The organism is Glycocaulis sp. (genome assembly GCF_052168375.1).
Classification (GTDB): Bacteria; Pseudomonadota; Alphaproteobacteria; order Caulobacterales; family Maricaulaceae; genus Glycocaulis.
The window spans coordinates 1-10,393 of the sequence record NZ_JBQLZR010000137.1; the positions used below are offsets into that span (position 1 = coordinate 1).

A 10,393-nucleotide genomic window follows, 5' to 3' on the forward strand; every position below is an offset into this window, starting at 1 on the left:
ACGGGGGCGATGGCGCGCGCGCCGCCTGCGTCGAATTTCAGGATGCTGGTGGTCTTCTGGAACATCTCCACACTCACCCCGCCATAGGCCCTCGCGGCTCCGGCGGTCGGCAAGGCGTGGTTCGGACCGGCGGCATAGTCGCCAGCGGCCTCGGGCGTCCAGGGCCCGATGAATATCGACCCCGCATTGGCAATCCGGGCGCCGAGCGCTTCGGCATTGGCTGTCTGGATGATGAGGTGCTCGCCCGCAGAGGCGTCCGCCGCCGCCACCGCCTCGTCATCGCTCCGTACACGGAACGCCTTGGAGCTGGCGAGCGCCGCAGCTGCGATATCCCGGCGCGGCAGAGCCTGAAGGCGGTCTTCCAGCGCAGCCTCCACCCGGTCGATGAAGGCGTCGGAATAGGCGATAAGCACGACCTGCGCCATGGTGTCGTGCTCGGCCTGGGCCAGCAGGTCCAGCGCGACGAAATCGGGATCAGCGTTGTCGTCGGCGATGACAATCACCTCGGAGGGACCCGCTGGCAGGTCCATCGCCGCGCCGCCCGGGCTTTGCGCGATCAGCGCCTTGGCAGCAGCGACATAGGCATTGCCGGGGCCGAAAATGCGGTCAGCGCGCGGCAGGCCGCCCACGCCATAGCCCAGCGCGCCGATGCCGTGCGCTCCGCCAATCGCATACACCTCATCAAGGCCAAGCAGGTGCGCCGCGCCCAGAATGGTGGGGTCAGGCCCGGCGCCGCCAACCGGCGGGGTGAGGACTGCAATGCGGTTCACGCCGGCGATCTTTGCCGGGACGGCCAGCATGACGAGGGTTGAGACCAGAGGCGCAGTGCCCGCCGGCACGTAGAGCCCGGCCACGCCAAGCGGCGTGACGCGCCGCTGCGCGGTGCCACCGGGCCAGGTCTGCAGCGCATAGGACGAATAGCCCTGCTGCGCGTGATAGCGGCGCACAGCGTCGGCAGCGGCCAGGATCGCGGTCGCATCCCCGGCGGCCAGCGCATCGGCGGCAGCTTTCAGTTCATGGGCGGGGACACGGAAATCCTCCGGCGCATAGCCATCAAGGCGCAGAGCGTGGCGGCGCACGGCCTCCGCCCCTTCGGCGCGTATGTCGGCGAGAATGCCGGCAGCAATCTCCATCGCGTCGGAGGTGTCGCTGGGGCGCGCCATGAGCGCCGCGCGTTTCGCCTCGTCCAGATCGCTCCAGACATGCCGGGTCAGTCGGTTCACAGGCTTCGCCATTACGCCATCATCTTTTCAATCGGCAGGACCAGGATGGAGCGCCCGCCTGCGGCTTTCAGCTTCTCCAGCGTCGACCAGAACACCTCCTCGGTGCAGACCGCGTGTATGGCGACCACGTCATCGCGGCCCACCACCGGCGCCACGGTCGGCGCATCGGCGCCCGGCAGCACGGCGCGGATCTCGTCCAGCCTGTCCTTCGGCGCATTGAGGAGGATGTATTTGGTCTGGCGCGAGGCAATCACGCCGCGGAAGCGCTCCACCAGAAGGTCCAGCGTCGCAGCCGCCCCGTTGAGCGCCGCCGGGTTGGCGATGAGCACGGCCTCGCTCTCCAGCACCGTCTCGAAGGCGGCAAGCCCGTTGGCTTCCAGCGTCGCGCCGGTGGAGACAAGATCGCAAATCGCATCGGCAATGTTCATGCGCGGGGCAACCTCGACAGAGCCGCCCATCTCCACGATCTCCGCCGATATGCCGCGGTCTTTCAGGAACTTCGCCGTCAGCGCCGGATAGGACGTGGCGATCGCGCGGCCCTCAAGGTCTGCAACATTCTGCACCGGGCCATTGACCGGGGCGGCGAGTTTCAGCGTGCAACGCGCAAAGCCGAGGCGCTGGACGATCTCCAGCCCCGCGACGCGCGCCGACCGGCTGGCGGCCTCGGCCAGCACGTTCTCGCCGACAATCCCGCACCCGCACGCGCCGGAAGCAACGAAGCTGGGAATATCGTCATCGCGGATCAGCATGACATCGAGCGGCAGGTTCTCCGCCCGGCGCATCAGCTCGTCGCGCGCATAGGCGAGCTTCACGCCCGACTGCTTCAGGAGGTCGAACCCGCCCTCGGCAAGCCGGCCCTTCTTCTGCATGGCAAGGGTAAGGCGGCCAGCGCTCATCGTGCAGTTCCTTTCAGACGGTCAAGTATGAGGCGGTAACCCTGGTGGGGCTCCTGCGCGAGGAAGCGGGCAACCCGCGTGACGGTGGTGGTCGAGACGCCCGTCTCGGCGCTGATCTCGCGATAGGACTTGCCCGCTTCAAGCAATTGCGCGACCCGCCAGCGCTCGGCCAGCGCCTCGCGCTCGCCTGGCGTCGTCAGGTCTGTAAGGAAGCGCGCCATCTCGTCCGCATCACGCGCGCTCAAAAGAGCTTCGCACAAAGCCTTGAAATCACGTTCTTTTGTGGTCCTGTCCAGTATCATCGCCACCTTCCCGCAGCCGCGTCCGGCCCGCTTGCGGCCATGGCCGCGTCCTCATTGTGTCAGCCATATATCGTATTAGCGCGATAATACAATGGGGCGCGTGCAGTAGAGCCGAGGGGTGTGGGGGAGCGGTGGCGAGACGGACGGGAGATGGGGGGATGGCGGTATGGTGGTAAGTGGCGGAGCGGTGGGTGGAGCGGGTAATGGCGGGATAGAGGGAAGTTGGCGATTGCGGGATTGAAAGCCGGAGCCGGGAATGGCGGGGATTGCCTGAGACGTCTGTGGAGGCTGGGGCCCGGCCTCCCGGTTTTCACAGGGGCAGGCGGCGGCCCGGGACCGCTGGAGCTGGCGATAAAGCGAGGTGCGAACGTCGAAGGTGCGGGCGGCTAAATCCTGACCGGTCGGTAAAGCACGCTCCGGCAAGCAGCAGCCGCACCTCCGGCTCCTCAGGTGCTGCCAGCACATTGTGTTAGCACATTAGTACGTTCGGGCACGAGCAGGCGGCGCGGGATGAGGGAGAGCGATGCGCGTGTAAGAGGCGTGAAGCGCGGGAGGTGCGGGAGACGCCTGTGGAGGCCGGGTCCCGGCTTCCCCGTTTTCACGGTGCCAGGCAGGGGCCGGGACCGCTGGAAACTGGCGTGCGGAGGAGGTGGAGCGGCACCGCGAATGGCAGGCGTGGATCGCTGGCGGGATGGCGGGAGAACGTGGGCAGAGGCGCGCGCCACACACCGCTCCCCTCACCCTTCGCGCACGGCGCTAGCTGACCTCCTGCATGCGCCGCACCGAGCGCATCAGGGCGCGCTTGGGCATCACCTTGGCGAGCATTTGCAAGATGCGCCGGCGCGGGTTCATGCCGCCATAGGCGTCCATGCGCCCCTCCAGCATGGCCGCATATCCTTCCTGCGCGACAGACCGGGCGCTCGCCGCACGGTTGAAAAGGGCCGTGCGGTCCATGTCGGCGACGGCAGCAAATTCGGTATCGGTGGCGGCCGGCATGAAATTGGTCACGGTAATAGCCGTATCGCGCAGCTCCTCCATCAGGGCGTTGGAGAGGTAGGCGGCAAACGCCTTCGTCGCAAAATAGACCGCCTGCAAGGGCCCGGGCATTTCCGAAGCCGTGGACGTGACATTCAGGATACGTCCGCTATTGCGCGCGACGAAGCCGGGCAGGAAGGCATGGGTGAGCGCGGCCAGCGCAGCGGCATTGACCTGGATCATGGCGTGGATCTGCTGCCAGTCCATTTCATGGAACAGGCCCCGCCCCCCGAAGCCGGCATTGTTGATCAGATAGTCGATCTCGATACCGGCCTGCGTCACCGCCGTGTGGATACGCTCCGCCGCTGCGCTGTCGGTCAGGTCCTCGGCCAACACCAGCACCTTCACGCCGTGTGCGCTTTCCAGCTCTGCTTTCAGGGCGTCCAGCCGGTCGCGGCGGCGGGCAACCAGCACCAGATCGCCCTTGTTTCCGGCATGAATACGCGCCAGCTCCGCGCCGATGCCGCTCGATGCACCCGTAATCAATGCCGTGGCCATGAGGCGCTCTCCTGATCAATTTTGAAACCGAATTCGGATTATGTTTTGACGGAGATTGTGTTTCCCGTCAATAAGCCTCAGACGAAATGCCGGTGACGAAGCCCGTCCCTTCCTCGAAAGCGCCAATGACGACGAACCGCTGGATATCTGACCTGCACTGGCGGCGCGACAGCCAGCAATCGCGCAGCGAGCAGACCCAGTCGGCCCTGCTGGATGCGGCAGAGGCGCTGATCGTGGAACAGGGCGCGGAGGGCGCCTCCATCACCCGGATTGCCGAGCGCGCAGGTGTCTCTGTCGGTGCGGTCTATCACCATTTCAAGGACAAGAAGGCGCTGTGCTACGCGGTGTTTCAACGCGTTACTGACGCCCTCTCCGATCTCAACCGCCAGGCCGCCGATCCGGCCCGCTGGCAGGGTGCGCGCGTGCGTGACCTTCTCGAAGGCTATATCGATCTGCGCCTGCACGCCTCGGCGACAGGCAATGTGTCGAAACACGCCGCCGCGCTCCTGATGGCCAATGATGCCGAGCTGAAGGCGCACATGGCCGAGATCAAGCGCGAGGGCAATCTGGCCCTGCTCGGCCTTATCCTGGCGCGCCGTGAGGAGATCGGGCACCCCGACCCCGATTTTGCCGCCCGTTTCGTGATCGACCAGCTGGGCGCCATGATCACGGCCCGCACCGATCCCTATCAGACAGTTTCCGCGATTGCTGCGTGCGATGACGCCGCGTTCAAGGCCGAGGCGCTGGACTGGGCCGCCCACGCCTTGCGCCTTGGGGAGTGAGGGGCAGCTCCATTTCTCGTCATTCCCGCGCAGGCGGGAATCCAGAGCCCAAAAGGCTCAGGCCGTGAACGTGCCTCTGGGTTCCCGCCTGCGCGGGAACGACGACGGGGTAAGCCTTACATCCGGAACACGCCGAAGCGGGTCTTCTCGATGGGGGCATTGAGACAGGCCGAGAGCGAGAGCGCGATGACATCGCGGGTCTGGGCAGGCGCAATCACGCCATCATCCCACAGCCTTGCGGTGGAGTAGTAGGGCGAGCCCTCTTCCTCGTACTTGTCGCGGATCGGCGCCTTGAAGGCAGCTTCCTCTTCCGCGCTCCAGTCTTCGCCGCGCGCTTCCATCCCGTCGCGCTTTACCGTGGCGAGCACGCTCGCGGCCTGTTCGCCGCCCATCACCGAAATGCGCGCATTGGGCCACATGAAGAGGAAGCGCGGGCCATAGGCGCGCCCGCACATGCCGTAATTGCCCGCGCCATAGGAGCCGCCAATGATGATGGTGATCTTCGGCACACGCGCGCACGAGACTGCGGTGACGAGCTTGGCGCCGTCCTTGGCGATGCCGCCCGCCTCGTATTTCGACCCCACCATGAAGCCGGTAATGTTCTGCAGGAAGAGGAGCGGAATGCCGCGCTGGCAGCACAGCTCGATGAAGTGTGCGCCTTTCAGCGCACTTTCGGAGAATATCACCCCGTTATTGGCGATGATGCCGACCGGCATGCCGTGCACGCGGGCAAAACCACAGACAAGGGTCTCGCCATAGAGCGCCTTGAACTCGTCAAAGCGCGAGCCGTCCACGATACGCGCAATCACCTCGCGCACATCATAGGGCGTGCGCACGTCTGACGGGATGACGCCATTGAGCGTATCGGGATCAATGGCCGGCTCCTCCGGCTCGGCAATATCCATCTCCACGCGCTTGACGGTGTTGAGGCCGCCCACGATGCGGCGCGCGGTTTCCAGCGCATGATCATCATTGGCCGCATAATGATCGACCACGCCGGAGCGGCGGGCATGGACATCGGCCCCGCCCAGATCCTCTGCCGAGATCACCTCGCCGGTGGCCGCCTTCACCAGAGGCGGACCGCCCAGGAAGATCGTGCCCTGCTTGCGCACGATGATCGTCTCATCGCTCATCGCCGGCACATAGGCACCGCCCGCCGTGCACGAACCCATCACCACGGCGATCTGCGCAATGCCTTCGGAGGACAGATTGGCCTGATTGAAGAAGATGCGGCCGAAATGCTCGCGGTCAGGGAATACATCGGCCTGGAAAGGCAGGTTCGCACCGCCAGAGTCCACAAGGTAGACGCACGGGAGGCGATTCTCGCGGGCGATCTCTTGCGCGCGCAGATGCTTCTTCACCGTCAGCGGATAATAGGTGCCGCCCTTCACGGTGGCGTCATTGCACACGATCATCACTTCGCGGCCCGCCACCCGGCCAATACCGGCAATCATGCCCGCGCCGTGAACATCGCCCTCATACATGCCATTGGCTGCGAGGGCGCCGATTTCCAGAAACGGCGTGCCCGGATCGAGCAGGCGTTCCACACGCTCACGCGGCAGGAGCTTGCCGCGCGACAGGTGCTTTTCGCGTGCCCGCTCCGGCCCGCCCAGCGCTGCTTCGGCGGTGCGCGCCTGCAACTCGGCCACCAGCGCATCCATGCGCGCCTTGTTGGCCTTGAAACTTTCCGACGAGGTATCGAGCCTGGAGTGAAGCTGGGTCATGGCACTTTCGCTGAAATCGGCTTTAGTTGGGTGCCACTTATCCCGCCGGTGCGGTGCAAGGCAACGCCTTTGCGTCAATCCGGTCCACCTGCAGGGGCGCGCGCCGCCTTAGCGAAAGGACAGGTCATGACACGCTGGACCAGCTTTGCCGTGCAGTCGGACGGGCCGATTGCCCGCCTGACGCTGAACCGCCCGGACAAGCGCAACACCATGATTCCGGCCTTCTGGCGTGAATTGCCCGAAGCGGTGAACGCGCTGTCTGATGCCGGGGAGACGCGGGTACTGATTCTGGACGCGCAAGGCCCGGTCTTCACAGCCGGCATGGACATTTCCGTCTTTACCGACCCTGCCGCCATGAAAACCGACACGGCGGCCATGCGCGAAGCCTTCATGAACGCCGCGCTCTCCCTGCAGGACGCGTTCACGGCGTTCGAGCGCGCGCGCTTTCCCGTCATTGCCGCCATGCAAGGGCCTTGTGTCGGCGGCGGCGTCGACATGGTGACGGCGTGCGATCTGCGCTTTGCCACGAAGGATGCCTGGATGCGCATCGAGGAGACCAATATCGGCATGATGGCCGATGTCGGTACGCTGCAGCGCCTGCCCCGCCTGATCCCGTCCGGCGTCGCGCTGGAGCTGGCCTATACCGGCGACACGCTGGAGGCAGAGCGCGCCGCACAGCTTGGCCTTGTCAACGCGGTCCTGCCTGACGCCGAAGCGCTGAAAGCCCATGTGGACGCCGTGGCAGCCCGCATTGCCAGCCGCCCGCCCCTCACCGTTTCGGGAATCAAGAAATCCCACCTCTATTCGCGCGATCACTCCGTCGCGGACAGTCTCGAACATGTGATGACACTGCAGGCTTCCATCTGGAATCCGCATGATATCGTCGAGGCGATGGCAGCCCGGTCAGAAAAGCGCGACGGCAAGTTCACACCGCTCGCGCCCGTGAAACGTCTGGGCCGCACCACATAAGATCAATCATTCGGGGAATCCTTCATGAACCGTCATTTCCGCCGCCGCCTTGCCGGCGCAGCCACGACCGCCCTTCTCCTCGCTGCACCGGCAGCACTGACCGCCCCCGCCAGCTTCGCGATCCAGCAGGAGGCAGAGCAAAGCGAAAGCGCGCGCCTGAACGCCTGGTTTGAACAGATCGAGCAGGAAGACCTCGACCGCAATCCGCTGATGAAGGCCTATCGCGGAATCATTGATGCCGATTACGGACAGTGGGGCGATTTCAGCAATGAATTTGCCGAAGAGAGCTACGAGATCGGCCAGGCGCGTCTCGCCTATATGCGCGAGAATTTCGACTTTGACGCGCTCGATGCCTCCACCCAGCTCAGCTGGCGCCTGTTTGAATACCGCCAGGAGAACGAGGCACGCGGCAATCCCTATAGCCGCCACGGCTATGTCTTCAACCAGATGGGCGGCATGCACAGCTCGGTGCCGGTCTTCCTGACCACCATCCACCGCATCAACTCGCTGGAAACGGCTGAAGCCTGGGTCAGCCGTGCCGCCAGCGTGGACACGGTGATGAACACTCTCATCGACGAGGCCGAGGCCCGCTTTGAAATGGGTATCCAGCCGCCAGACTGGATGTATGGCCACGTCATCGAGACCGCGCGCAACGTGATCTCCGCCGCGCCCTTTGAGGGCGAAGGCACCAACGTCGTCTGGGAAAGCTATGAGCGCAATATCAGCCAGATCGATATCAGCGAGGACGACCGCGAGCGCCTGCTGGCCGAGGGGCGCGAAGCGCTGCTGAGCTGGGTCGAACCCTATGAGCGCCTGATTGCGGTGATGGAAAGCCAGCGCGAGGCAGCAGCGCCCGGCGATGGCGTGTGGCGCCTGCCCGAGGGCGAAGCGTATTACAATGCGCGCCTGGCCAATTTCACCACGACGGACCTCACCGCGCAGGAAATCCACGATCTGGGCCTTGCCAATGTCGCGCGCATCCATGGCGAGATGGAAGCCATCATGGCCGAAGTCGGCTTTGAGGGCAGCTTGCAGGACTTCTTCGTCTTCATGCGCGAAGACCCGCAATTCTACTACGAGAACACCGATGAAGGCCGCGAGGCGTATCTCGCCGAGGCGACAGCCGTCATCGAGCGGATGAATGCGCGCCTGCCCGAATACTTCATCACCCTGCCCGAGCACGAGCTGGACGTGCGCCGCGTGGAGCCCTTCCGCGAGGCGTCCGCCGACAAGGCCTTCTACTCGCGCCCGGCCGCCGATGGCTCCCGCCCCGGCATCTACTACGCCAATCTGCGCGACATGCGTGACATGCCCATCTACCAGATGGAGGCGCTGGCCTATCACGAGGGCATTCCCGGCCACCACATGCAGCTGGCCATCATGACGGACCTGGAAGGCATTCCCTCCTTCCGCCGGTTCGGCGGCTTCACCGCCTATAGCGAGGGCTGGGGGCTCTATACCGAGTATCTGCCGCTTGAAATGGGCTTCTATGAAGACCCGTATTCCAACTTCGGCCGCCTCGCCATGGAGCTGTGGCGGGCCGCGCGCCTCGTGGTCGATACTGGCCTGCACTATCATGAATGGTCACGCGAAGAGGCGATCCAGTACCTGATCGAGAACACGCCGAACTCCGAAGGTGACGCCACCAACGCCATCGAGCGCTATATCGTCATGCCGGGCCAGGCCACCGCCTACATGATCGGCATGCTGAAAATCCTCGAGCTGCGCGAGCGGGCCGAGACAGAGCTGGGCGAGGATTTCGACATCCGCATGTTCCACGAAGTGCTCCTGCGTGACGGGGCGGTGCCGCTCGAAGTGCTCGAAGAGCTGATCGATGCATGGATCGCCGAGGTGCAGGCGGGGTAAGGGTCTTCGCCTGATCCTTCCGGGCGGGAGACGGATCATCACCGGCCTCGATTTCCTCCCCCGTTTACGGGGGAGGTGTCGAGCGCCAGCGAGACGGAGGGGGGAAAGCCCCCCTCGCCGCTGCGCGGCACTCCCCCCGCAAGCGGGGGGAGACAAGATCTTCCCCATTCCTCTGAGCCCTTCGGGCCTCTGGAACGACGAATGATGAAAGGAAAGACCTCGTGATCCATGGCGCGTGCCATTGCGGAGAGGTGCGCTGGTCAGTCCCGGGAGACCTAGGCTGTGCTTTCGGTCAACTAAATCAATTGGCGATTACCTAGTGCTTTTGGCGAGCCCTAGGTATGCCCGCATGATAGTGTAGAAGCGTTGCTGTTCGCCTTTCTTATCACTCGTTATGTCAGTCAACATCATGGTTCGAGTAACAGATTTTGCCGCTAAAATTCGACGTTGGACCTCATCGGTTAGACAGGAAACGATTAGCACTGTCTCTGCAGTTGACTCAGAGTAAAGCAATGCATCGAACGATTTTAACATTGCGCCCAACCGCTCAAGCGCACCAGCTGGGTCAAGACCTGCCTTAATTTCGACTCCCGCTTTTATTTCTCCCTTATTATCTAGTATAGTTATGTCTGGCTCGCTGGCAAACTTGAGCGAGGAACCATTCACCATTACCGCTGACGCAAATTCGCCACCATCGACCTCGATAACAGACTCAGTTATTTGAGACTTTTTGAGAACTCTGCCGCCGACATACGCAAGGGTTGTTAATTCGCCTTTGGCACGAAGATGTTGAAGTAGAAGCGTCTTTATAACGCGCTCACCCTCTTTGCCAATTTGGTTTCTCCACCCGCCTTCAAGGGAGCTGCCCGCTGTAGCATACATAATTGCGCGCAGCTTTTCTTCAGAGCTAACCCCATTTTTATATATGAGGCTTAGATTACGATTTATTGCACGGGCAAGTTTAAATGCTTGCTCCTTCGTAGGAGAGGCACCATCTTCAATCTTTTCGGTAGAGCTAACACCAGAAACAGCCTTCAACCCCTTGTGTGGGAACACCGATATACATCGATAATAGCGCAAAGAATGAGGGTAACCAAG

General features: G+C 63.4%; 9 protein-coding genes. 3 read left to right on the forward strand and 6 right to left on the reverse strand.

All coding sequences use genetic code 11. The features are described from left to right. The 4 genes from hisD to ACTS2Z_RS05450 form a co-directional block, all read right to left on the reverse strand. On the reverse strand, positions 1-1,235 hold a 1,235-nt coding region (hisD, locus tag ACTS2Z_RS05435), incomplete at its 3' end, for a histidinol dehydrogenase (RefSeq protein WP_442572208.1). Beyond that, positions 1,235-2,119 (reverse strand): ATP phosphoribosyltransferase, encoded by an 885-nt coding sequence (gene hisG / locus ACTS2Z_RS05440; RefSeq protein ID WP_442572209.1) that lies wholly within the window; start codon positions 2,117-2,119, stop codon positions 1,235-1,237. The genes hisG and hisD, both read right to left, overlap by 1 nt. Continuing rightward, the gene (locus ACTS2Z_RS05445; protein ID WP_442572210.1) at positions 2,116-2,421 is read right to left on the reverse strand and encodes a YerC/YecD family TrpR-related protein; all 306 of its coding nucleotides are present in this window, start codon (positions 2,419-2,421) and stop codon (positions 2,116-2,118) included. The genes hisG and ACTS2Z_RS05445 overlap by 4 nt, the downstream gene beginning before the upstream one ends. Before the next feature lie 756 nt (positions 2,422-3,177). Further along, complete coding sequence (locus ACTS2Z_RS05450) at positions 3,178-3,954, reverse strand: SDR family NAD(P)-dependent oxidoreductase (protein ID WP_442572211.1); 777 nt, start codon at positions 3,952-3,954, stop codon at positions 3,178-3,180. A 125-nt stretch (positions 3,955-4,079) separates the two neighbouring features. On the opposite strand from ACTS2Z_RS05450, the gene ACTS2Z_RS05455 reads away from it, so the two are divergent. Then, the gene (locus tag ACTS2Z_RS05455) at positions 4,080-4,736 is read left to right on the forward strand and encodes a TetR/AcrR family transcriptional regulator (protein ID WP_442572212.1); all 657 of its coding nucleotides are present in this window, start codon (positions 4,080-4,082) and stop codon (positions 4,734-4,736) included. Between the two features lie 116 nt (positions 4,737-4,852). On the opposite strand, the gene ACTS2Z_RS05460 is transcribed toward ACTS2Z_RS05455, so the two are convergent. Next, on the reverse strand, positions 4,853-6,460 hold the full coding sequence (locus tag ACTS2Z_RS05460) for a carboxyl transferase domain-containing protein (RefSeq protein ID WP_442572213.1): 1,608 nt from the start codon (positions 6,458-6,460) through the stop codon (positions 4,853-4,855). Positions 6,461-6,586: 126 nt separating this feature from the next. Between ACTS2Z_RS05460 and ACTS2Z_RS05465 the strand changes: the two genes are divergently transcribed. Next, entirely contained in the window at positions 6,587-7,429 is an 843-nt protein-coding gene (locus ACTS2Z_RS05465) for an enoyl-CoA hydratase-related protein (RefSeq protein WP_442572214.1), read from the forward strand. A gap of 24 nt (positions 7,430-7,453) precedes the next feature. Then, positions 7,454-9,295 (forward strand): DUF885 domain-containing protein, encoded by a 1,842-nt coding sequence (locus ACTS2Z_RS05470; RefSeq protein ID WP_442572215.1) that lies wholly within the window; start codon positions 7,454-7,456, stop codon positions 9,293-9,295. A gap of 312 nt (positions 9,296-9,607) precedes the next feature. On the opposite strand, the gene ACTS2Z_RS05475 is transcribed toward ACTS2Z_RS05470, so the two are convergent. Then, a partial coding sequence (locus tag ACTS2Z_RS05475; protein ID WP_442572216.1) for a hypothetical protein occupies positions 9,608-10,393 on the reverse strand: 786 nt, incomplete at its 5' end.

Bases quoted from the DNA above. Each gene is read 5' to 3' on its own strand.
- hisG (WP_442572209.1), bottom strand. From the start codon at position 2,119: ATGAGCGCTGGCCGCCTTACCCTTGCCATGCAGAAGAAGGGCCGGCTT.
- ACTS2Z_RS05455 (WP_442572212.1), top strand. From the start codon at position 4,080: ATGACGACGAACCGCTGGATATCTGACCTGCACTGGCGGCGCGACAGC.
- ACTS2Z_RS05470 (WP_442572215.1), top strand. From the start codon at position 7,454: ATGAACCGTCATTTCCGCCGCCGCCTTGCCGGCGCAGCCACGACCGCC.
- ACTS2Z_RS05460 (WP_442572213.1), bottom strand. From the start codon at position 6,460: ATGACCCAGCTTCACTCCAGGCTCGATACCTCGTCGGAAAGTTTCAAG.
- ACTS2Z_RS05445 (WP_442572210.1), bottom strand. From the start codon at position 2,421: ATGATACTGGACAGGACCACAAAAGAACGTGATTTCAAGGCTTTGTGC.
- ACTS2Z_RS05450 (WP_442572211.1), bottom strand. From the start codon at position 3,954: ATGGCCACGGCATTGATTACGGGTGCATCGAGCGGCATCGGCGCGGAG.
- ACTS2Z_RS05465 (WP_442572214.1), top strand. From the start codon at position 6,587: ATGACACGCTGGACCAGCTTTGCCGTGCAGTCGGACGGGCCGATTGCC.